A 21,824-nucleotide genomic window follows, 5' to 3' on the forward strand; every position below is an offset into this window, starting at 1 on the left:
ACGATACGCTGGCGGAGTATAAGGAGGCAGTATGATTCAAATAATCCGCGCCGTTCTGGCGACCGCTGCAATTGTCAGCGTGTTGATTGTATATGCATGCTGCGTTGTCGCTGGCAGAACAGACAAGGCGGCGCAGCAGATGAAAATTCCAAAGAAACCAAATGGGAAGCAATAGCAAAGCCCCGCAGCCATGAGTTGGATTTGCGGGGCAGATTTTTGGATAAATCCTGTTTATTGATTTTATTTATGCTGGTACGGACGGACTGTCTGATGGGCAGAATCCTGTTGTCAGGTGCGTGGCAGATGGGATTATTCTCTGGAAGGGGATAATAGATATCCGTCTTTCTGTCCGAACAGCGTCTGCACCAGTTTGCCGTCGCGGATAATCAGTACATGAACCGGGGTATACTCTCGAATACAGTTATCGATGACATGTGCGGTTCCGCGCGATTTGCCATCCCACAGGACAAGAACATAATCACTGTACCGGATGAGTTCAATGTTGCGTTGGAGCGGTGCAGACTTGCGAAAACGCGCATAATTCGGATGGAAAATTTTTAAGGGAAGATGGGCACGCTGTGCATATTTCTGTGCAAGTTCATCTGCACCTTCAGCACCGCCGGAGACAATTTCGCTTGCTCCGCGCGGGATGTACTGCAATATGTCCGAATAACAATCCATCGTGATAGACCGTGAGCCTACAATCGCTACCCTCATGTCAAACTCTCCCTTTTTCTCCTGTGTTTTCCTGTTTCGTCATAGATGTCTATTCTGTGATGTTTATTATACACGGAAATGCCGCATCTGTCATCTGCTTCCTGCATGCATGGAGGAGCCGACAGACATTTCCGTCAGAGGACAGCGGCGGACATGCCGTGCAGACTCTGCCCATAGACCCAGACAAACGCACGAATGTGATTGCCGCATTGCGGTCACGATAAAAGAGGAAGGGAGAGGATGCAATGCGGAAAACATTGGCAAAGCAATGGTGTGCGGCACTGCTGTTGGTTTGTGCTTTGTCACCGAGCGCACAGGCGGCGTCGCAGAAACTGGTTCCGCTGGGCGTACCGGTCGGCGTGCGCATGACAGCGGCGGGCGTCGTCGTGTCAGCTATGACGACAGTAGACAGTCCGGCTGGGGAGATCTGCCCTGGTCAACAGGCCGGACTGGAGGCAGGCGACATTTTACAAGCGGCAAACGGGGAAACCCTTTCGTCCAGCAGCCAGCTTGCGGAAATTGTGAAGCAGAGCAGAGGTAACCCAATTCGGTTTACCGGACTGCGCGGAGATACTGATATTTCCGTGTCAGTCCAACCGGTCAAAAGCAAGACCACTGGAACGTATCAAATTGGGATTCTTGTGCGTGACAGCATGGCAGGTATTGGCACGCTGACGTATGTGGATCCGGAGAGCGGTGAATTTGGTGCGCTCGGTCATCCGGTCAGCGATATTGACAGCGGTGCGCTGATGCCGTTGGAAACTGGTTCTATTGTATCTGCGAGTGTGATCGGTGTTGTCGCGGGTGAAGCAGGTACACCGGGCGAGCTGGTCGGCACGTATGAATTTTCCCGGGAGATTGGTCAGCTGAACGAAAATACGGCGTGCGGCATTTTTGGCACACTGACGGACAGCTCGCTGTATTCTGCCGCTTATGCTGTGGATACGGCAGAGAAAGAGGAAATTTATACCGGAAAGGCGGAAATTCTGTTGTGTGTGTCAGGAAAGACACCAGAGTATTATGAAATTGTGATTGAGAAGGTGGCAATGAACGCCGTGGATGGGCGTTCGCTGACCATTCGTGTCACAGACCCGGAGTTGCTGGAAAAAACTGGCGGGATCGTACCTGGCATGAGCGGCAGCCCGATCTTGCAGGATGGGAAGCTGGTCGGTGCGGTGACACATGTGCTGGTGAACAACCCGGCAAGAGGTTATGGAATCTTTATAGAAAATATGCTGGACGCGGCTGAATAAATAATTATAGCCTTTATCTTGTTGTCCCTATTGACAATTGCGGGATGTGTGATTGATCGTAGGGACAACAATTTCTTTGCAGAATGAAAGTTATATGTTATACTTGGTGCAGATAAATCAGAATTTGGGAGGGCAGCAACTATGCATCTTGAACGAATTACCAATCCATTGCATTCCATGTATAACCGAGCTTTAGAACTGTATCAAATTAGTTTCCCACTTCATGAACAGAGAGAGGCTTTTTCTCAGGCTGAGATTTTGCGTGATGATGACTATCATTTCGATCTGATTTACGATGCGGACATTTTTGTAGGGATTGTTTTGTATTGGGAGAGATTAGACAATGTCTACATCGAGCATTTCTGCATTCTGCCGGAAATGCGAAACAAGCAATATGGGCAGAGGGTGCTCTCGCTTTTAAAGGAAAAGCAGAAGACGCTCATACTTGAAATCGATCCCCCGATTGATGCGATATCCATCAGAAGAAAGGCGTTTTATGAGCGATGCGGATTTGTTGGGAATCCGTATCCGCATGTTCACCCTCCGTACCATAAGGGAAATAAAGGGCATGAGCTGGTCGTCATGAGTAACCCTATGCCGATTTCACAAGTGGAGTATGATGCCTTTTATGATTATCTGCAAAACAGAATCATGAATCATGCATTCGCATAAATTCCAGTTTCCTCAGCATATAACCAGAGTTGTTTACCTAGCAGTCATGCACTTCGGTGCATGGCTGTTTTGCGTCTGCAAAATGGTTCCCTGAATTACAATCACTCGTGAGCAACTTGCCAACAATACGAAATGGGAAGCTGGTCGGCGCGGTGAAACATGTGCTGGTGAACAACCCGGCGCGAGGTTTGACAGCTCGATTGAAAAATGCTCGAAGCAGCAGGATAAGAGAGGAAACGGAAAGGCTCGCCCAATGGTGGGCTTTTCTTTTTGCTTGCTTTCTATGTTTATAAATTGGATTTTCTGTCGAAAAAAATGTTCCTGTTTCCGGGGAAATTTGACAGAAAATCACATAATTCGAGCATAAGATTATCGGATTGACAAAAAAATACTGGATTTACCGGGTGTAAAAGCAGGAATGTCGTCGTACGATTTTTATGAATAAATGGGTAAAATTCATTGTCTTAATTCGGAAAATATGGTAATCTAAAACCGTCGTAAATGCGGCAAATAATTACGGATATGCTGGAAGGCAGGGAATGACATCATGGAGAACAGAATTCGGGTGCTGATTGCCGACGAAGATACAGAGTTTCGCAAATTGCTCGACGAAACATTGACACGGGACAATCGCGTGGAAATAGTTGGTTCATTCGCAGAGGGAAAAGGATTGGCACAGCACATACTGGATAGTATGCCGGATGTGCTGCTGCTCGACCCGATGCTGCCGGGCACGGATGGACTGACCGTCCTGCACGAGCTGAATGACGCTGCACCGGCCAAAATGCCGGTTATTTTTGTCCTGAGCGGCTTTGCCTCGCAGGAGATGACAGCGGAATGCAATGCGCTCGGCGTCAGCTTTTATCTGCGCAAGCCGGTGGATTTGCAGGCGCTCGCACAGCGGGTCAGCCGCTATGGCGGACAGCGCAATTTTTCGCGTACACCGGCAGTGCGTATGCCGGATGAGGATTTGGAAATTGAAATGCGCGTGACCAATATCATTCACCAGATTGGTGTACCGGCACACATCAAAGGATATCAGTATCTGCGTGAAGCCATTATTATGACGATTCACGATATGGAAGCCATCAATGCGATCACAAAGATATTATATCCGACTGTGGCAAAAAAATTCAAAACAACATCCTCCCGCGTGGAGCGCGCCATCCGGCATGCGATTGAAGTCGCCTGGGATCGCGGAGATGTCGATACGCTTCAGGAATATTTCGGCTTTACGGTTTCTGGCACAAAAGGAAAACCGACCAACAGCGAATTTATTTCTATGGTTGCGGATCGCCTGCGGCTGGAGCTGAAAATCAGCTGATTGTTTCAAAAAAATTCAGGGCAATACCATCCTCCGGGTACGCCCTGCATCACAGTTTTTTCTTTTTTTACACCAGAGACTGCGCGCAAGCTGCGGTCTGTGGTGTATTTTTTATTTGGAATAGTAATCAGTTTCCAAAATCAGGTTATTGATTTCGATAAAATCCTGTGCAGTCTGATTCATGGTTGCAATATCTGTCCTCGCCGCTGCGCCATCGGAAAATTCATGGATGATTTCACCGTCCTGATAGACAACATTGCCGTCAATCCAGCTGCCGTCACTGAAAATGGCATAACCGGCGTAATTGGGATCAAAGGCATCGTGTCCGATGTAGTATGTACCCGAGGACAGGCCGAACAGATTGAGCAGTGTGGGTGCGATATCGCTTGTGTTGAGCGTCTTGTCCACTGTCATCGGTTGGAGGTCAGTCGACCAGATGAAAAACGGCGTCTTTTCCACCATGAGGTCGACCGGTACATCTGACAATGCACGCACGCGCTCTTGATCCTTCATCGAGTAGGAATAGTGGTCAGTAACGCCGACGATAACCGTGTTTTCCAGCTGGCCGGCGCGTTCCAGCTCGGCCAGCAGCTGTGAAAAAAAGTTGTCCAGCAGCTTCATTTTTGCGAGGTAGTAGCCAACTTCTTCACACTCGTCCGCGTCGGCATACTGCGGATACTGTTCCATGGCGTATTTGCTGACCGAGTCATCGGAAGAATACGGCATATGTGCGTTGCGCGAGATCACGAAGTTAAAAAACGGCTTGTCCGGCAGCAGCTGTGCACGCAGGTCGGGATTGGTCAGCACAAACGTATCTTCATACAGCTCACTGGAAAACTGGTTGCTGTGCTCTGCGTAATCGGCATAGCAGATGTAGGTTTCATACCCCATCGCGGGGTCCATGACGCCCCGGCTGTAAAAGCTCGGAGAATTGTAATGAAATGCATTTGCGGAATAGCCCGCGGCGCGGAAGGTGTTGGGCAGGCTTTCAGAATAGTCATTGCCGCAGTAGGTAAAGGTCAGACTGCCGTCGGTCGGGGAGAACACGCCGGTGTTGACGGTAAATTCCGTGTTGAACGTGCGCACGCTGCCGTACAGCGGTGTGTACAGGTTGGTGAAGTTGATGCCTTCGCGCATCAGACGGCAGAGGGTCGGCGTGGTATCCTCGCGGATGGTCCAGTCATCTGCACTTTCCATCAGCACGAGAATGACATTTTTGCCCGCCAGTGTTCCGGTCATTTCGTTTTCTGTAGCGGATTCGCGTTGGGCAAAATATGACTCGATGCGCGCGAGCTTCTGGTTTTCTTCTGATTTGTTGCCGGGCAGCTGCGGCTCGAGCAGGTGAACCCAGATATCGCGTCCGGCGGAATGGTACAGCCCGCACATTGTGTAGACCTTGTGCGCGTCATACATCAGGTCATACGCACGGCGCAGCGATTTTCCGGCATAGTAATCGGTTCCCAGCCCACGCTCTAGCTCATCTCCCGCACAGGCGGCATTCAGCAGGTACGGCAGTGCGGCAGCTGCGGTGACAGCACAGAAGCACACTGCGAGCACTTTGGCACGGCTGGCTGTGGTGTTCGGCCGCAGGCGGCAGGCAGCTGCGCCCCACAGAAGCAACAGCACTGCAGCCGGGACAAAACCGGCGGGAAGATAATCAAAAACGGAGCCTGCGAATTCTGCGCCGTCGCGCAGATAGACGAGATAGGTCAGCCACATGAATTTGCCGAAAAGTTCAAAATAGCCCGCCTGTAAGATAGCGAGTGTTGCAGCCGGGTAATACAGCAGGACGAATAAAATACGCGCGGGCAGGCGCGGCAGCAGGAACAAAAATCCGGCCAGGATTCCTGCCCACACTGCTGAGAACGCGAGGGAAAAAGCAGAGGTATCGGTATAGGTGTAGATAAACAATTCCGGCAGAAAAAATGACAGCCAGGGAATCAAAAACGCCGCCGCAGCGGAGCTGCCAAAGCGGCGCAGGATGTGGAGCAGGCGCATGGAACAACTTCCTCTCTCTTACAGATTCGGATAAAACTATTATATCAAGCGCAAAACAATGCGTCAATTTGGAACATATAAACAATATATTTCCCGAACTGCGTGCGCTGTGCCAAAAGTCTGCGCCGATTGGGCAGGAATTCCGTCTTATTTGTTCCCGTCATGACTGGCAATCCATATGGCGGGCATGCTATAATAAATCTGTTTCCAAATACAAGATGTGTAAGGAGGGCGAAGAATGAAGCTGATGGTAATTGACGGCAACAGCATGCTGAACCGTGCGTTTTACGGCGTGCGCCTGATGAACAACCATGAGGGGCTGTTTACCAATGCGGTGTACGGCTTTGTGGCGACGATGTTGAAGCTACAGGGCGAGCATGCACCGGATCGCATCGTCGTCTGCTTTGACGTCAGGGAAAAAACATTCCGCCATAAAGAATATGAAGCCTATAAGGGCACGCGAAGGGGTATGCCGGACGAGCTGGCACAGCAGCTGCCGCTCATCCGAGAGGTGCTCGACGCAATGGGGATCCCGCGCATGGAAAAGCCGGGCTTTGAAGCGGATGACCTGCTCGGCACGCTGAGCCGACAGGCGAACGAGCGCGGGGATACCTGCATGCTGGTCACGGGCGATAAGGATTCCCTCCAGCTCATCGGCGGCGGCACCACGGTGCTGCTCGCGGTCACGCGCCGGGGACAGACCACGACAACGGAATACACGACCGAGGTATTCCGTGAGCAGTACGGCTTTGACCCTATTCATATGATTGACCTCAAAGCGCTGATGGGAGATACGTCTGATAACATCCCGGGCGTGCCCGGCATCGGTGAAAAGACCGCGATGGGCCTGATTCAGAAATTCGGCACGGTGCAGGCGGTGTATGACAACATCGACGATCCGTTTATCAAAAAGGGTCAGCGCACGCGTCTGCTCGAGGGCAGGGAGAGTGCAGAGCAGAGCCTGCATCTGGTCACGATTGTGCGCGATGTGCCGCTGGAGACCAACGTCGCTGACCTGCCGCCCATGCAGATGGATGAGGAAGCGCTGTACAACCTGTTCACGAGATTGGAATTTAAGAATTTCATCACACGCCTGAACCTGCACGCGCCGGAGGCGGTACAGCAAGCCGCACCGGAAAAGAGTATCATCTGCGTTGCGGCAGAGAGCGGGGAGCAGCTGCTCGCCGCCATTGAGGGAAAAGACCGCATCGTGCTGACTGCGCCGCAGTCGCTCTCTGCGCTGTGCGTGTTGGTGGATGATACTGCGTATTTGCTGAGCGCCGACCAGGTCGGGACACAGGCGTGGCATGCATTGCTGGAGCAGCTGTTTTCCGGTGCGTATCCGCTGATTGTGCACGACGGAAAACCATATCTGACTGCCCTGCTCGAAGAGGGAATTGAGGCGGCAGATTTTGCTTTTGATACGGCGCTCGGCGCGTACCTGCTCAATCCGACGGAAAACGGCTATGGACTGGAAAAGACCGCACTCGGCTATCTCAGCCGCGAGCTGCCGCCTGCGTCTGATTACGAGGCAGATGATGCGTTTTCCCCGCTCGGCGGGGCGGAGACAGCGGGACAGACACTGTGTGCGCATGCTGCCGCTGTTGCACAGCTGGAAGAAATCATCCGTCCGAAAATTGATGAAGAGGGCATGCATGAGCTGTATTATGACATCGAGCTGCCGCTGGAAATCGTACTCGCCTCCATGCAGCATGACGGCTTTCAGGCAGATGCGGATGCGCTGCGCACATTCGGCGAAACGCTGACCACCCGCATTGACGAGCTAACTACACAGATCTATGAGCAGGCCGGGCGCGAGTTTAACATCAATTCGACCAAAACCCTCGGAACAATTTTGTTCGACGAGCTGGGACTTCCGGTTATCAAGAAAACCAAGAACGGCTATTCGACAAACATCGATGTGCTCGAAGCATTGCAGGGCTATCATCCGATTGTCGGCATGGTCATCGAATACCGCCAGCTGACAAAGCTGCGTTCGACCTATGTGGACGGGCTGCTCAAGGTCATCGCGGACGATGGACGCATCCATTCCACGTTCCAGCAGATGGTGACTGCGACCGGACGGCTCAGCTCGGTCAATCCGAATTTGCAGAACATTCCCGTCCGGCAGGAACTGGGCAGCGAATTGCGGCATATGTTTGCTGCAAAAGATGGCTGTGTGCTGGTCGATGCGGACTATTCGCAGATCGAACTGCGTGTGCTGGCGCATATTGCGGACGATAAAACAATGATCGATGCGTTCCATTCCGGCATGGACATTCATGCTGTCACCGCGTCGCAGGTATTTCATGTGCCGCTGGACGAGGTCACGCCGTCGATGCGCCGCTCATCCAAAGCGGTCAATTTCGGTATTGTCTACGGTATTTCCGCATTTTCGCTGGCGAATGACATCGGCGTTTCCGTCAAGCAGGCAGGCGAATACATTGACAATTATCTGGCCGTCTATCACGGCGTGCGCGATTACATGGAGCGCATCAAGCAGCAGGCAAAGGAAGACGGCTATGTTTGCTCGATGTTCGGGCGCCGGCGCTATCTGCCTGAGCTGAAATCCAAAAATTTTAACATCCGTTCCTTCGGCGAGCGCGCTGCGCTCAATACGCCGATTCAGGGCACGGCGGCGGACATCATCAAGATTGCCATGGTGCGCGTATATCGCAGACTGAAAAAGGAACAGCTGCGCAGCCGCCTGATTTTGCAGGTGCACGACGAATTGATCCTCGAAACACCGGAGGATGAGATCGAGATCGCGGCAAAGCTGCTCAAAGAGGAAATGGAAGCGGCTTGTGCCCTTGCCGCACCGCTGCGTGCGGATGCCGCATGGGGCCGGGACTGGTACGCGGCAAAGGGGTAAGCATGGTTTTGTTTGTCGATATCAATGACGTCTGCCGCGCGCCGCTGGCAGCTGCGCTGTATCAGCGCGCCTGTGGGAAACCGGCGTACAGTGCAGGCGTGTATGCCGACGAGGGCGCGGCGCTGTGTAAAGCCGTCTGTCCGCCGCTGATCGGGGCACACCGGTCGCGGCAGCTGTCTGCCGCCATGCTGGAAAAGGCGGACGACGTGTGGTGTGTCACGGCGGCGATTGCCCGCCATCTGGCGGAGGAACACCCGCAGCAGGCACATAAAATCCATGCGATGGCGGACATCGAAGACCCGTTCGGCATGGGAAACGAGGCATATGCGCGGTGTGCGGACGAGATCCGTGCACAGGTGGAGGAACTTCCATGAGCGAGATTTGTATCGTCCCATTTGCGGCGGAGCATGTCGGCGCAATTGCGGAAATCGAACGCGCCTGTTTTGCTGACCCATGGACGGAGGACGGACTGCGTGAGGAATTGGACAACATCTGTGCGCGTTTCCTGACAGCGGTGGATGAGAGCGGCACGGTGGCGGGCTATATCGGCTGCCACACCGTTCTCGACGAGGGCTACATTGCCAATGTTGCGGTTGCACCCGCCTTCCGGCGGCGCGGCATCGGGCGCAGACTCGTACAGGCACTGCTCGCGCGGTCAGCTGACCTGACATTTGTGACGCTCGAAGTGCGCGCGTCCAATGCGCCTGCCATTGCGCTGTATACTGCCTGCGGCTTTGTGCCGGTCGGCACGCGCCGCAGGTTTTATTCTCATCCTACGGAGGACGCACTGCTCATGACGGCACAGTTGAAAGAAGGATGAGTGTGAACGCATGGAACATCGGTTTCCTGGTCTGGCTTGCGTGCGGGCTGTTGTTTTTCGGCATCGGCATCCGGTGCTTTTTTACAAAGAAGCAGGTCGGCTTCTGGGCGAATGCGGAGACACCGCAGATGGAGAACGTGAAGGCATATAACCGTGCAGTCGGTGTGCTGTGGCTGGCGTATGCAGCTGTGTTCTGCGTGCTCGGCATTCCGATGCTGATCCCGCAGCCGTCGGCGCTGATTCTGCTGTCCGTGCTCGGCGTGGTGTTTGAAACCATTGTGCTCATTGCTGTTTATATACGCATTGAGCAGAAATACAAAAAGAAATAAACTGGGTAAAGAGCATATGAAAATTTTAGCAATTGAGTCGTCCTGCGACGAGACTGCGGCGGCGGTCATCGAGGACGGCAGGAAAATCTGTTCCAATATTATTCACTCACAGGCGGACGAGCATGCGCTGTATGGCGGTGTCGTGCCGGAAATTGCGAGCCGTGGGCATGTCGAAGCGATCAGCGCAGTGGCACAGGCGGCGGTGCGCGAGGCGGGTATGGAATTTGCCGATGTCGATGCGATTGCGGCAACCTGTACGCCCGGCCTGATCGGCGCACTGCTGGTCGGCGCAAACTATGCAAAATCGCTGGCGTGGTCGCTCGGCAAGCCATTCATTCCGGTGCACCACATCCGCGGACACATCGCGGCGAATCTGTTGGCGTTCCCGGAGCTGGAGCCGCCGTTTCTGTGTCTGTCGGCCTCCGGCGGCTCATCGATGATCGTGCTGGTGCGCGATTACACCGACATGGAAATCCTGGGCGGCACGCGCGACGATGCGGCGGGCGAAGCGTTTGACAAGGTGGCGCGCGTGCTCGGCGTCGGCTATCCCGGCGGCCCGAAGATTGATAAGCTTGCGCAGGGCGGCGACGACAAGGCATATGTCCTGCCGCGCTCGCATGTCGACGGCGCGCCGCTGGACTTCTCGTTCTCCGGTCTCAAGACAGCGGTTATCAACCTCGCGCACAATGCGGAGCAGAAGGGGGAGGAGATCCGGGTGCATGACCTTGCAGCTTCGTTTTCGGCGGCGGTCAGCGATACGCTGGTGCCGCGCCTGAAGCTCGCGGCAGAGCAGACCGGTGTGCACACGCTGGTCGCAGCGGGTGGTGTTGCGGCCAATTCCCGTCTACGCGCAGACCTGGAAGCGATGGCGGCAGGCTTCGGTGTGCCTGTCTATATGCCGCCGCTCAGCCTGTGCGGGGATAACGCCGCTATGATCGGCGCGCAGGCGTACTATGAATTTCTTGCAGGAAATACAGGAACGATTTGGCAAAATGCCTTTGCCACGGCAGAAATTTCGGAAAAAATCTGTCAAAAGCACGGAATTGCAAAAAAACGCGCCAAAAGGTAGAAAATCTGCCAAAAAAGGTGTAATATAGAAATGGTTTTCAAATTCTACCAGCTTTTCTGATTCTGTTCAGCTGCCGTGTGTGACCGGATAAGCAGAGATGCTCCACTTTTGTGGCATACGGGCAGATTTGCAGGATTTCCCAATTTGGCATGCACAAAGAGAAAAAATTTTCTCCAGGAAATGGCAGCACCGTCAGTATGGGCGGAACGGGCAGCAATACAGGAAAGTACATCGCATACCGTATCCCACCCGAACAGGCGGCAGACAGGGGAAAATGCTCTTCTGCGCCGCTCCGATACAGACAGGAGGAATAATCCGTCATGGAAAAGATTAAAATGACTACACCGCTCGTCGAGATGGACGGCGACGAAATGACCCGTGTCATCTGGAAGATGATTAAGGACGAGCTGCTCTGTCCGTTTATCGACCTGAAGACTGAGTATTACGATCTGGGTCTGGAATACCGCAATAAGACCAACGATCAGGTTACGGTCGACTCTGCGGAGGCCACCAAGAAGTACGGCGTTTCCGTCAAGTGTGCAACCATCACGCCGAATGCGGCACGCATGGACGAGTATAACCTGAAGGAGATGTGGAAGAGCCCGAACGGCACCATCCGCGCCATCCTCGACGGCACTGTGTTCCGTGCGCCGATTCTGGTCAAGGGCATTGAACCGTATGTCAAGAACTGGGTTAAGCCGATTACGATTGCACGTCATGCTTACGGCGACGTATACAAGGGCTCTGAGATGAAGATTCCGGGCCCGGGCAAAGTTGAGCTGGTTTATACCGCTGAAGATGGCAGCGAGACCCGCGAGCTGGTACACAACTTTGCAGGCTCCGGCATTGTACAGGGCATGCACAACCTGACCTCCTCCATCGAGAGCTTTGCGAGAAGCTGTTTCAACTTTGCAGTTGATACAAAGCAGAATCTGTGGTTTGCAACCAAGGACACCATTTCCAAGAAGTATGACCACACGTTTAAGGACATCTTCCAGGAAATCTATGACACCGAGTACAAGGAGAAGTTCGAGGAGCTCGGTCTGGAATATTTCTACACTCTGATCGACGATGCCGTTGCCCGCGTCATTCGCTCCAACGGCGGCTACATCTGGGCGTGCAAGAACTACGACGGCGACGTCATGAGCGACATGCTCGCAACTGCATACGGCTCCCTGTCCATGATGACCTCTGTTCTGGTTTCCCCGAAGGGCGTCTATGAATATGAGGCAGCGCATGGCACCGTACAGCGCCATTATTACAAGCACCTGAAGGGCGAGGAAACCTCGACCAATTCCATCGCAACCATCTTTGCCTGGACGGGCGCACTGCGCAAGCGCGGCGAGCTGGACGGCCTGCCGGAATTGTCTGCATTTGCTGACAAGCTCGAAAAGGCTTGCATTGACACCGTAGAATCTGGTAAGATGACAAAAGACCTCGCGCTGATTACCACGCTCGAGGATGTCACCCCACTCAATACGGAAGGCTTCATCAAGGCTGTTCGTGAAACTCTGGAAGCCTCCCTTTGATTAATAAAGGAACTCAGGAGGATTATCCGTGGAAAACGCAAAGCATGTATCCAAGGCAGTCATAAGCCGTCTGCCGCGCTATTACCGCACACTTCGCCAGCTGGCAAATGAAGGAGTCGGACGAATTTCGTCCAAGGATCTGGCAGCGCAGATGGATTTGACTGCGTCGCAGATCCGGCAGGATCTGAGCTGCTTCGGTGGCTTCGGTCAGCAGGGCTACGGATACAGTGTGGACAAGCTGATTGTCGAGCTGGAACGCATTCTCGGCGTCGCCGGCAGTCAGCGCGCCATCCTGCTGGGGGTGGGCAATCTCGGCCGCGCCCTGCTTCGCAATTTTGACTTTTCTTTCTGCGGCGTCCGCCCAATTGCAGCATTTGACACAGCTGCGGAGGTCATTGGCCGCGATTTCCGCGGCATTCCGGTGCATGCGCTGCATGACCTGGAGCTGTTCTGTGAGCGTGAGCGTCCGGATATCGCGGTGCTGTGCGTTCCGGCCGACCAGGCACAGTTGGTCTCCGAGCGCCTGGTGCGCTGTGGTGTGCGCGGCATCTGGAATTTCTCCAATGTGTCGCTGCGTCAGGATCATCTCGGCGTTCCGGTGGAAAATGTGCATTTTTCCGATTCACTGATGAAGCTGTGTTATCACATGAAGGCGACGGATCCGTTTGAGTTCGGCGAATAACACGGGAAACAGATACAGCCCGTTCCGCTTTGGCGGGGCGGGCTGATCTTTTTGGAAAAAACTTCGCTTTGCCTGCACCTCCGGCCTGTCCACCCAATACTATGAGAATGAAATTATGAAACAGGAGGAATTTGTTATGTGCAACAATTCGTGTGGCTTCGGCGGTTTTGACTGCTGCTGGATTATCATCCTGATCCTGATCTTCTGCTGCGGCGGCGGTTCGTTCGGCTGGGGCGGCAATGGCGGCTGCAATGGCGGCAATTCCTGTGACTGCTGCTAAGAGATTTCCGTTTTTCACGCGGATGGCAGCGCATGGCGTTGCATCCCGTGGGGGAATGTGTTAAAATAAAAAGAAAAAAGTAACAGGAGAGATCATATATGGCAAAAACGCCGTTCCGTGAAGAAAAACCGTACCGCAAGTGGCACCGCATCGCATTTTATGTGCTGATGGCAGGAATTGCCATGATCGTCATCTCATGCGTGATCTGTTTTGCAACGCAGGATGCAAACAACCTGATTGCAAACCGTCTGGGCTATGCTGCCATTCTCTGTGTGGTTGTATTTTATGCCATCAACATGGTCAAATGGCGCTGCCCGAACTGCCATAAGCCGCTGCCGCTGATCGGCCCGGTGCTCGAATGCCGGTACTGCAAACGTTCGTTTATGGACAGCAAGGGAAATCAGGTCTGGTAAGGCACTTCTGAAAACGGAAAATGCGGTATGGCTTCGGCTGTACCGCATTTTTTTGTACTCCTGCAAAAAATGTTCCTTGACTTTTTGCCACAGCATGTGCGAAAATAAAGATACCGTGTAGCACAAAGATGTATTTGGTTATCGCAAAGCGTGTAATATCCGAGTTCGGATATTATGCGCTTTTTTCTTTGCATGCAAGGCGGGGATTCACATTATATTGCGCATTGTGCGCAGGAGGAGATACATATGCCGAAGACAAAGACACAGGGCATCATTTTCGGGCTGATTATGTCGTATGCGATGGCATACGGCATGGAGGTCTACAACATCGCTATCAAGATGGGCTTTAACCTGTCGGCGGGCGGATTCAGCAACATGACCGACATCGTGTTCTGGGAGGCGTTTAAGGAAGCGCTGTACATGGGCGTGTTCGTCTTTCTGTTTTCCAATCTGTGGGGCAATCGACTGGGCGCCCGGTTTATGGCACGCCACTGCAATCCGGAGACAGACAACCCGTATTTCTGTCAGCTGATGCGGCAGGCAGGTACGGTCGCTGTGATGTGCCCGACCATGAGCATGGTTGCATCCATTTTGTTCAATCTCATTCTCGGCGGTGCGCCGATTGTTCAGTTGCCCGCCATTTGGGTCGGCACATTCCTGAAAAATTTCCCGATGGCGTTTTTCTGGAACATGTTTGCGGCAGCGCCGTTCACGCACTGGCTGTTCGGAAAGCTGTTCCCCAACAATCACTGATCTTTTTCCTCAGACCGCAGGTAACACGACCTGCGGTCATCTTTTTTGTACAGGGGTCAGAAGCCCCATGCGACAGGCGTCGGGATATACCGCCAGCAGGCGGGAGACGCCCAGGCCGCGCAGCAGGCGCGCCTTGGTGCGCAGCGTATCCGCGTCGTCGAACAGGACGAAATGTGCATGGTCTCCGTCGGAATAGGTGAAATATTTTGCGCACAGCTCGCGGGAGAAAAAAACTGTGGAACCGGTGCGGTGCAGCAGCTTTTGAAATTCCTCAGGCGACAGTGGCGTGCCGTTCGGATTGGCACAGGGGAGGGGAAAATCCGCACACGAGCAAACCAGCTGTGCGGCGATGCGCCCGCGCCCGAAGCGTCGGAGCAGCTCAGAAAAACGCCCCTCGAGACTGCCGCCGGAAATCGCTGTGTCCGCGATGGCGCAGGCGTTTGGTGCATATTCCGCGAGCGGCAGTGGGATGAGCAGCGGCAGCCCGGCGCGGTGGGCTTCACGGTCCAGTGCGGCGGTCAGCTCCTGCAACAGCGGGCGCTCAAAATCCGCCATGATGCCGGCGCAGCCGCGCTCCTGCGCGGCGGAGATCGCTTCGGCGGCAAACAGATCACAGCCGCGCGGCACGCCGCCGCTGTCTGTAATGCCGAGAAAATCTCCACGGGCACTGGCGGGATGAGCCAGCGGGACAAAACGCCCCTCCAGAGAGAGCTGCGTGCACAGGTGCAGACAGGTCAGCCCTGCCTCCCGCGTGCGCACAGCATCGATTCCGGCGGCGGCAATGATCCAGTTTGTTCGGTTCTCCATGCTGTTTTCCTCCGATCACGTTGCATTTCAGTGAAAAATCAAGTACACTAAGTAAGGCTGCATTTTTACAGTCAAAATGGTTCCCAAAGATGAAAGAAGGCATGAAATGGAAGCAGTATTCGGACCCGCGGGCAATGCGGAGTCATTTGCCGCGGCAGGTTTTCGCGCGACTGCGGATGCACCGGCGTGGCTCGCGCAGATGGGGCTGACAGCGTATGAATACCAGTGCGGGCGCGGCGTGCGCGTCGGCACGGAGACCGCACAGAAAATCGGTCAGGCAGCCCGTGATAACGGCATTACGTTGTCGCTGCATGCACCGTATTTTATCAATCTCTCGACGGATGATGACGTACAGCGCGAGAAGAATGCGCGCTATGTGCTGGAGAGCTGCCGCGCGGCACATGATATGGGTGCAGACCGCATTGTTGTGCATACGGGCGGTGTGGGCAAGCGCAGCCGCGCGCAGGCAATGGAAAACAGCCGTGATAACGTGCGCCGCATTCTCGAACAGCGCGATGCGGCAGGTTATGACGATGTCACCATTTGTCTGGAAACAATGGGCAAAATCAATGTCATCGGCACAGCAGAGGAGATCATGGAGCTGGTGGCACTCGATGACCGGCTGCTGCCGTGTATCGACTTCGGCCATCTTAATGCGCGCACGCACGGCGGCATGTGTACCCGTGAGGATGTAGCGGCACTGTTTGACCTGATGGAAAACACCATCGGTATGGAACGTGCGCGCGTATTCCACAGCCACTTTTCCAAGATTGAATATGGGAAGGGCGGCGAGGTGCGCCATCTGACCTTTTCCGACACCGTGTATGGCCCGAAATTCGACGCGGTCGCGCAGGAGACCGCTGCACGCGGCTATACGCCCCGATTTATCTGTGAATCGGCGGGTACGCAGGCGGAGGATGCCGCGGCAATGATGCGCTGTTATCAAGAGTATATGAAACAATTTTCTGCAATAGACAAGAAGGTATGACTTATGCTGAAACAAATTCAAACTGCACTGCGTGAGGCGGACGTCGATGCGGTGCTGATTACCAGTCCGCAGAACCGCCGGTATGCGACCGGTTTTCCGTCCTCGGCGGGCGTGTGCCTGATTGACCAAAAGGGCGGTTATCTGTTTACAGATTTCCGTTATATCGAAGCGGCAAAAAAACGCATTGGCGAAGGCTTTGCCGTTGAGCAGGTAAAAGGCTCCTATGCGCGGATGGTCAATGCCGTCTGTGCACAGGACGATGTGCACACGCTTGCCTTTGAAGAGGGGTTTATGACCTGTGCCGACCATGCGCAATGGGAGCGTGCGCTGGCTGCGAAGCTGAGACCGATGGGTACGCTGCTCAGCAGACTGCGCGAGGTCAAATGCCAGCAGGAAATCGACTGCTGTGTTGCCGCACAGCGCATTGCGGAGCGCGCACTGGAGGAGGTTCTGAATGACATCCGTCCGGGTGTGACGGAGAAGCATATCGCGGCGCTGCTGACCTATCGCATGCTCGATTACGGCGGAGAAGCGATGTCGTTTGAGCCGATTGTCGTCTCCGGTACCAAATCGTCCATGCCGCACGGCGTGCCGTCTGATAAGAAAATTGAGGCAGGCGATTTCGTGACAATGGACTTTGGCTGCACCGTCGAGGGATATTGCTCGGATATGACACGCACAGTCGCGGTTGGGCATGTGACCGATGAAATGCGCAAGGTGTATGACATTGTGCTCGAGGCACAGCGCGCAGGCATTGCCGCAGCTAAGCCGGGCGTCAGTGGGCGCGATGTGGACAAGGCGGCGCGTGATGTCATCGTGCAGGCGGGCTATGGCCCATACTTTGGTCACAGCTTTGGTCATGGCATCGGCATTGACATTCATGAAACACCTGTCGCCGCGCCGAACAACACCAATCCCCTCGAGGCGGGCAATATTATCTCTGCCGAGCCGGGTATCTACCTGCCCGGAAAATTCGGTGTGCGCATTGAAGACATGCTGTGCATCACGCCAGATGGCTGCCGCAACCTGACAAATGCGCCGAAAGAACTGGTAATTTGCGGCTAAGTGCTTGCAAAAGTACGTACAATAGGGTAGAATAATAAGAGATTTAATAAAAAGACATTTTATTCTTTTATATGGAGGACTTTATTTATGACCGCAGGCGAATTTCGTAACGGTGTAACCTTTGAAATGGATGGACAGGTTTACCAGGTAGTTAGTTTCCAGCACGTAAAGCCGGGTAAGGGCGCAGCTTTCGTCCGTACCAAGATGAAGAACGTCATGACCGGTGCTGTTACCGAGCGTTCCTTCAACCCGAATGATAAGTACGACGAAGCATTCGTTGAGCGCAAGGACATGCAGTACCTGTACAACGACGGCGATCTGTACTACTTCATGGATATGGAAACCTATGAGCAGGAGCCGATCGGCAAGGATATCCTGGGCGATGACTTCCGCTTTGTCAAGGAAGAAATGATGTGCAAGATCCTGTCTTACAAGGGCAATGTATTTGCTGTTGAGCCGCCGATGTTCGTTGAGCTCGAAATCACCGAGACCGATCCGGGCTTCAAGGGCAACACGGCTACCAACACCCTGAAGCCGGCTGTCGTTGAGACCGGCGCAACCGTAAAGGTTCCGCTGTTCATCGACCAGGGCGAGAAGATCAAGATCGACACCCGTACCGGCGAGTACCTCGAGCGCGCAAAGGGCTGATTTGTCCTTTTTGTGAGCCGGGAACCTGAGCATCCAGCGTTTGCCAGATAAGGAGGAATGGAACCATGACTGTTACCGAGCGCGTCGCGTATGTGCGCGGCCTGTTTGAAGGCTTTGAAGTCAATGTGGATAAAAAAGAGGGCCGTCTTTTCAAAGAGATCATCGATCTGCTGGAGGATATGGCGCTGTCCATCACCGACCTGGAGGAAGAAAACGAAGCATTGCAGGAAGTCATTGACGCCATGATTGAGGATATCTATGACGATGATGATTCCTATGACGAAGAGGACGTCGAACCCGACGACATGGCATATGATCCGGACAGTGAGCTGTTCGAGGTTGTCTGCCCGAGCTGCGGCGAGGAAATTTATGTCGATGAGGCTGCACTCAGCCAGGGAAGCATTGCGTGCCCGGCCTGCGGCGAGGAACTGGAATTCGATATGTCCGCGCTGGATGGGGATTTTTCGCTGGATGATATCCCGGAGGGCGATATTCCGGAGGACGATATCCCGGCAGATGATTTCCCGGAGATTGAATTCGATTCCGACGAAGAGCCGGATGCAGAGGACGACCTCGACGAGGATGACGACACGGATGATGACTGACCGTTCGCAAGTCTGAAACAGATCGCATGGCTGCCTGTGTGGCCATGCGATTTTTTACCCTTTCTGCACGGCGCAGGCACGGGAAATACCAAAAACTGTGCAGAAAAATTGGTAAAACCACATATGGAAAATCTATGTGAAAAGGTGTATGATTATATTCTTGGGATAACGAAAGGAGGAGAACCGCATGACGTTGGCGGATGCCATTGCCCTCGCGCACCGCGGCGAAACCGAAGGCCTTACCTGCCTGTTCGAGCACACTGCGCCGAATATCTGGATGATGGCCGCCGTACTTGGCTGTCCGTATATCGGAACCGCCGTGACGCAGATTTATCGCCGTGCATGGAATGAGGTCTCCTCGCTGCGTTCCCCGAGTGACCTGCGCGTCTGGATTGGACGCATTGCGTTCGACGAGCTGCTCCGGCAGCCGGAGGATATCGGGCGCAACATTCCTGCGCTGTCGGGTGACAGCGCGGAAGCATACCGCGTGATTTCCGGCTTGCCGCGGCAGGAGCGTACGGCGCTGCTGCTGCTCTGTGGAGATGGCTGCTCCGCGCCGCAGGCGGCGGAGATTTTGTCCCAGCCGGATATCGAGATCAAGCGCGCCATGCGGCGCGCACGCCAGACCATTGCAGCACATATGAAGCAGGTCGGCTGCACGAAAACCTGCAATACGGCATGGCTGATTGCCGTGTTGGAAGAGATGCGGCATGCACAGGCAGATGCGGCGGCAACAGAGCTGGAACAGGTTCTGACCTGCGTGCAGACTGGCGCAGAATACCGCGAAGCGGAGCCGTCTGTACAGATGGAGGAACCTGTGCCGCAGATGGAAGACACGCAGGAGAAAAGTGGATTTTTCCAAAAAATGGTTCCGATCCAGGCGGTTCGGATAAAGAAGCACATGGACGGAACGCGGGAGGAGGTTTCCTGTGTTCCGTTATTTTTTTACAGGAGGATACCAAAATGTCCAAGACAAAGGAAATTCAGAAGCAAATGATGGAAGCACTTAAGGCGAAGGATTCTGCGCGCAAGGATGCGCTGTCCCTGCTGCTCTCTGCCCTCAAGGCGAAGGCAAAGGACAAGCGGGAAGATCTGACCGAAGCAGAAGAGGATGCGATTATCAAAAAGGAAATCAAGCAGACCCGTGAGACGATGGACGCTGCTCCGGCTGACCGTGAGGACATCCGCAGCGAGTGCCAGTTCAAGCTGGATATTTATAAGGAATTTGCTCCGGAGGAAATGGGTGAGGAGCAGATTCGCGCGCTGGTACAGTCCGTACTCGATCAGCTCCAGATTACCGTGCCGACCCCGCGCGATAAGGGCCCGGTGATGAAGCACCTGATGCCGCAGGTCAAGGGCAAGGCGGACGGCAAGCTGGTCAATCAGATTGTCGGGGAGATGCTCAAGGGATGAAGCGCCTGATCTTTATGGGCAAGCACATTGTGCCTGCCGCACGTATTCTGTTCGAGGGCGATGACCGCTATACACCGAAGCAGTATTCGCTCTGGCCGGAGCTGGAGGTCACGCTTCACGATGACGGGCGGTATGCCGTGTGGGTCAATCTGATTGATGACGCAGAGCTGTTGCAGGACACGAAGCGCGACACCAGAGGATTGATCGCAAAGCTCACGCCCTATGTCGACGAAATCATTGAGGACTGAGGCACAAACCGACAGGTTATCCGCTGTGTCTGTGGTACACTGGAGCATAGAAATTCCGGAGGGGAACCAAATATGCTTCATTATATCCGCACAGAACAGAGGGACAGCCAGCAGCGCATATGGTATGGCGTGCTGGCTGTGGAAAACGGGAGAACAGCTGCACAGGCTGACGGACTGACACTGGACGGCGATTCCGCGCAGGCATTTGTACTGCGCATGAATACCGGGCAGGCGTCGCTGCTGCATTTTCCCGAGTTGATTGACGACTATCTCGCGCAGGGCAGCTGAATGGAACACAAACACCGGCAGACGGGTCTGCCGGTGTTTTTTTTGCTAAAGAGCCAACAGAAAAGGGCCGCAGGACAATGTCCTGCGGCCCTGCGACTGAAACAAAGCTCAGTCTGAATGGTTTTTGACCGGAAATCTTATTTGCAGTATCTCTGGATATGCTTTGCAGTCTCTTCAGCAGCAATTCTGATGCACTCGTCGGTGCTCAGTTCGTAGTAATCCGGACGGAATACTTCCATGGTGATGAAGCCGTTCTCAAAGTCATAGCCGATATCCTTCAGGGTGTCAGCGAAACGCTTGTGATCCAAGCAGCCGCGCGGATCAGACGGCCACAGGCGCTTTGCGTCGGTGTTGTAACCAGCGCCAGCCGGAACGTCCTCCGTGTCGTTCAGATGCCATACGAAGATCTTCTTGCCATCAGCCTTCTCCAGCTTGGACCAGTCGGAACGCATGCCATTGAAGTGGTACTGGTCGAGGGTAACGCCCATCAGCGGGGAGTCAACCAGCTTTACGATTTCGTAAGCGTCGTCGAAGGTGTTGATGGACATGGTCGGAGCGCCGCAGAACTCGAGGGACAGCTTCAGGCCAGTCGGCTCGCACTTCTTAATCATTTCCTTCAGGACAGCAACAGCCTCGTCGCGGATTTCCTGACGGGTAGCTTCGATGCCTCTCTCTGCCAGATCGCAGGACGGAACAACAACGACCATGTGGCAGTCGATTGCTGCACACTTCGCGATGATGTCATCCAGTTCCGCCATAACAGCGTCCTTCTCTTCCTGCGTGGACTTCATGTTGAAGAAGCACAGCGCATTGTAGGACAGCGGAACGATGTCATTTTCCTTCATGAAAGCGTTCAGCTCTTCCAGCGTGCCGCCTTCTTCGAGGTACTTATTCAGGCAGTCAAAGCGGATATCGATACCCTTGATGCCATACTTTACACAAGCCTTCAGATCAGCCATCAGGGACTGGTCAGCACAGCCGCGGTTGCCATCCCAAGTGCAGCCTTCGTTAAAACCCATCTTAAGCATGATGATATTCTCCTTATCTGATT

General features: G+C 54.0%; 27 protein-coding genes. 23 read left to right on the forward strand and 4 right to left on the reverse strand.

The genetic code is table 11. The annotated features are described in order from the left end of the window. The first annotated feature begins 31 nt into the window (after positions 1 to 31). A complete protein-coding gene (locus tag ACLM7Z_RS07400) occupies positions 32 to 175 on the forward strand; it encodes a hypothetical protein (RefSeq protein ID WP_165761079.1) in 144 nt (47 codons plus the stop codon). A gap of 134 nt (positions 176 to 309) precedes the next feature. On the opposite strand, the gene ACLM7Z_RS07405 is transcribed toward ACLM7Z_RS07400, so the two are convergent. Beyond that, entirely contained in the window at positions 310 to 717 is a 408-nt protein-coding gene (locus ACLM7Z_RS07405) for an SLOG family protein (RefSeq protein WP_108721048.1), read from the reverse strand. A gap of 245 nt (positions 718 to 962) precedes the next feature. On the opposite strand from ACLM7Z_RS07405, the gene spoIVB reads away from it, so the two are divergent. From spoIVB to spo0A, 4 genes are all read left to right on the forward strand, one after another. Next, positions 963 to 1,970, forward strand: a complete 1,008-nt coding sequence (spoIVB, locus tag ACLM7Z_RS07410; protein ID WP_435644797.1) for a SpoIVB peptidase — start codon at positions 963 to 965, stop codon at positions 1,968 to 1,970. Positions 1,971 to 2,111: 141 nt separating this feature from the next. Then, positions 2,112 to 2,642 carry a GNAT family N-acetyltransferase gene (locus ACLM7Z_RS07415; RefSeq protein ID WP_087018646.1) on the forward strand — a complete coding sequence of 177 codons (531 nt, stop codon included), beginning with the start codon at positions 2,112 to 2,114 and terminating at the stop codon, positions 2,640 to 2,642. A 107-nt stretch (positions 2,643 to 2,749) separates the two neighbouring features. After that, positions 2,750 to 2,935 carry a SpoIVB peptidase S55 domain-containing protein gene (locus tag ACLM7Z_RS07420; RefSeq protein ID WP_435645765.1) on the forward strand — a complete coding sequence of 62 codons (186 nt, stop codon included), beginning with the start codon at positions 2,750 to 2,752 and terminating at the stop codon, positions 2,933 to 2,935. Between the two features lie 254 nt (positions 2,936 to 3,189). Beyond that, entirely contained in the window at positions 3,190 to 3,966 is a 777-nt protein-coding gene (spo0A, locus tag ACLM7Z_RS07425) for a sporulation transcription factor Spo0A (protein ID WP_087018640.1), read from the forward strand. A 111-nt stretch (positions 3,967 to 4,077) separates the two neighbouring features. On the opposite strand, the gene ACLM7Z_RS07430 is transcribed toward spo0A, so the two are convergent. Next, positions 4,078 to 5,964: an LTA synthase family protein gene (locus tag ACLM7Z_RS07430; RefSeq protein ID WP_087018638.1), complete on the reverse strand. Its 1,887-nt coding sequence runs from the start codon at positions 5,962 to 5,964 to the stop codon at positions 4,078 to 4,080. Between the two features lie 238 nt (positions 5,965 to 6,202). On the opposite strand from ACLM7Z_RS07430, the gene polA reads away from it, so the two are divergent. The 10 genes from polA to ACLM7Z_RS07480 all read left to right on the forward strand — a co-directional run bounded on the left by polA (position 6,203) and on the right by ACLM7Z_RS07480 (position 14,711). Then, positions 6,203 to 8,836, forward strand: a complete 2,634-nt coding sequence (polA, locus tag ACLM7Z_RS07435; protein WP_435644798.1) for a DNA polymerase I — start codon at positions 6,203 to 6,205, stop codon at positions 8,834 to 8,836. A gap of 2 nt (positions 8,837 to 8,838) precedes the next feature. After that, entirely contained in the window at positions 8,839 to 9,210 is a 372-nt protein-coding gene (locus ACLM7Z_RS07440) for a hypothetical protein (RefSeq protein WP_435644799.1), read from the forward strand. Beyond that, on the forward strand, positions 9,207 to 9,656 hold the full coding sequence (gene rimI / locus ACLM7Z_RS07445) for a ribosomal protein S18-alanine N-acetyltransferase (protein ID WP_087018633.1): 450 nt from the start codon (positions 9,207 to 9,209) through the stop codon (positions 9,654 to 9,656). The genes ACLM7Z_RS07440 and rimI overlap by 4 nt, the downstream gene beginning before the upstream one ends. Before the next feature lie 2 nt (positions 9,657 to 9,658). Beyond that, positions 9,659 to 9,985 (forward strand): hypothetical protein, encoded by a 327-nt coding sequence (locus tag ACLM7Z_RS07450; RefSeq protein WP_242969805.1) that lies wholly within the window; start codon positions 9,659 to 9,661, stop codon positions 9,983 to 9,985. 16 nt (positions 9,986 to 10,001) lie between these two features. Then, positions 10,002 to 11,054: a tRNA (adenosine(37)-N6)-threonylcarbamoyltransferase complex transferase subunit TsaD gene (tsaD, locus tag ACLM7Z_RS07455; RefSeq protein ID WP_087018631.1), complete on the forward strand. Its 1,053-nt coding sequence runs from the start codon at positions 10,002 to 10,004 to the stop codon at positions 11,052 to 11,054. A 320-nt stretch (positions 11,055 to 11,374) separates the two neighbouring features. Beyond that, the gene (locus tag ACLM7Z_RS07460; RefSeq protein ID WP_435644800.1) at positions 11,375 to 12,583 is read left to right on the forward strand and encodes an NADP-dependent isocitrate dehydrogenase; all 1,209 of its coding nucleotides are present in this window, start codon (positions 11,375 to 11,377) and stop codon (positions 12,581 to 12,583) included. Between the two features lie 28 nt (positions 12,584 to 12,611). Continuing rightward, a complete protein-coding gene (locus tag ACLM7Z_RS07465; RefSeq protein ID WP_087018627.1) occupies positions 12,612 to 13,265 on the forward strand; it encodes a redox-sensing transcriptional repressor Rex in 654 nt (217 codons plus the stop codon). A gap of 136 nt (positions 13,266 to 13,401) precedes the next feature. Continuing rightward, positions 13,402 to 13,545, forward strand: a complete 144-nt coding sequence (locus tag ACLM7Z_RS07470) for a hypothetical protein (protein WP_165761076.1) — start codon at positions 13,402 to 13,404, stop codon at positions 13,543 to 13,545. 98 nt (positions 13,546 to 13,643) lie between these two features. Then, positions 13,644 to 13,958, forward strand: a complete 315-nt coding sequence (locus ACLM7Z_RS07475; RefSeq protein ID WP_087018625.1) for a DUF2614 family zinc ribbon-containing protein — start codon at positions 13,644 to 13,646, stop codon at positions 13,956 to 13,958. 246 nt (positions 13,959 to 14,204) lie between these two features. Further along, positions 14,205 to 14,711 (forward strand): hypothetical protein, encoded by a 507-nt coding sequence (locus tag ACLM7Z_RS07480; RefSeq protein WP_087018623.1) that lies wholly within the window; start codon positions 14,205 to 14,207, stop codon positions 14,709 to 14,711. A gap of 36 nt (positions 14,712 to 14,747) precedes the next feature. Here the strand turns inward: ACLM7Z_RS07480 and ACLM7Z_RS07485 are convergent, their stop codons facing one another. After that, entirely contained in the window at positions 14,748 to 15,518 is a 771-nt protein-coding gene (locus tag ACLM7Z_RS07485; protein WP_087018621.1) for a hypothetical protein, read from the reverse strand. Between the two features lie 106 nt (positions 15,519 to 15,624). Here ACLM7Z_RS07485 and ACLM7Z_RS07490 point away from each other — a divergent pair, with 106 nt between their 5' ends. From ACLM7Z_RS07490 to ACLM7Z_RS07525, 8 genes are all read left to right on the forward strand, one after another. After that, positions 15,625 to 16,506, forward strand: coding sequence for a TIM barrel protein (locus tag ACLM7Z_RS07490; RefSeq protein WP_087018618.1), 882 nt, complete (start codon positions 15,625 to 15,627; stop codon positions 16,504 to 16,506). A gap of 3 nt (positions 16,507 to 16,509) precedes the next feature. After that, positions 16,510 to 17,571: a M24 family metallopeptidase gene (locus ACLM7Z_RS07495; protein ID WP_435644801.1), complete on the forward strand. Its 1,062-nt coding sequence runs from the start codon at positions 16,510 to 16,512 to the stop codon at positions 17,569 to 17,571. Between the two features lie 87 nt (positions 17,572 to 17,658). Further along, positions 17,659 to 18,219 (forward strand): elongation factor P, encoded by a 561-nt coding sequence (efp, locus tag ACLM7Z_RS07500; RefSeq protein WP_087018614.1) that lies wholly within the window; start codon positions 17,659 to 17,661, stop codon positions 18,217 to 18,219. A 65-nt stretch (positions 18,220 to 18,284) separates the two neighbouring features. Beyond that, positions 18,285 to 18,824, forward strand: a complete 540-nt coding sequence (locus ACLM7Z_RS07505) for a CD1247 N-terminal domain-containing protein (RefSeq protein WP_087018613.1) — start codon at positions 18,285 to 18,287, stop codon at positions 18,822 to 18,824. A gap of 187 nt (positions 18,825 to 19,011) precedes the next feature. Further along, positions 19,012 to 19,821 carry an RNA polymerase sigma factor gene (locus ACLM7Z_RS07510; protein ID WP_435644802.1) on the forward strand — a complete coding sequence of 270 codons (810 nt, stop codon included), beginning with the start codon at positions 19,012 to 19,014 and terminating at the stop codon, positions 19,819 to 19,821. Then, the gene (locus ACLM7Z_RS07515; protein ID WP_087018608.1) at positions 19,788 to 20,237 is read left to right on the forward strand and encodes a GatB/YqeY domain-containing protein; all 450 of its coding nucleotides are present in this window, start codon (positions 19,788 to 19,790) and stop codon (positions 20,235 to 20,237) included. Before ACLM7Z_RS07510 ends, ACLM7Z_RS07515 begins: the two co-directional genes overlap by 34 nt. After that, positions 20,234 to 20,485: a hypothetical protein gene (locus ACLM7Z_RS07520; RefSeq protein ID WP_087018606.1), complete on the forward strand. Its 252-nt coding sequence runs from the start codon at positions 20,234 to 20,236 to the stop codon at positions 20,483 to 20,485. Before ACLM7Z_RS07515 ends, ACLM7Z_RS07520 begins: the two co-directional genes overlap by 4 nt. A gap of 72 nt (positions 20,486 to 20,557) precedes the next feature. Continuing rightward, positions 20,558 to 20,773 carry a hypothetical protein gene (locus ACLM7Z_RS07525; RefSeq protein ID WP_273349090.1) on the forward strand — a complete coding sequence of 72 codons (216 nt, stop codon included), beginning with the start codon at positions 20,558 to 20,560 and terminating at the stop codon, positions 20,771 to 20,773. Positions 20,774 to 20,910: 137 nt separating this feature from the next. Here ACLM7Z_RS07525 and ACLM7Z_RS07530 read toward each other — a convergent pair whose 3' ends face one another. After that, positions 20,911 to 21,801 carry a sugar phosphate isomerase/epimerase family protein gene (locus tag ACLM7Z_RS07530; RefSeq protein ID WP_087018602.1) on the reverse strand — a complete coding sequence of 297 codons (891 nt, stop codon included), beginning with the start codon at positions 21,799 to 21,801 and terminating at the stop codon, positions 20,911 to 20,913. Positions 21,802 to 21,824: the final 23 nt, after the last annotated feature.

It is taken from the genome of Butyricicoccus porcorum, assembly GCF_051246315.1.
Classification (GTDB): Bacteria; Bacillota; Clostridia; order Oscillospirales; family Butyricicoccaceae; genus Butyricicoccus_A; species Butyricicoccus_A porcorum.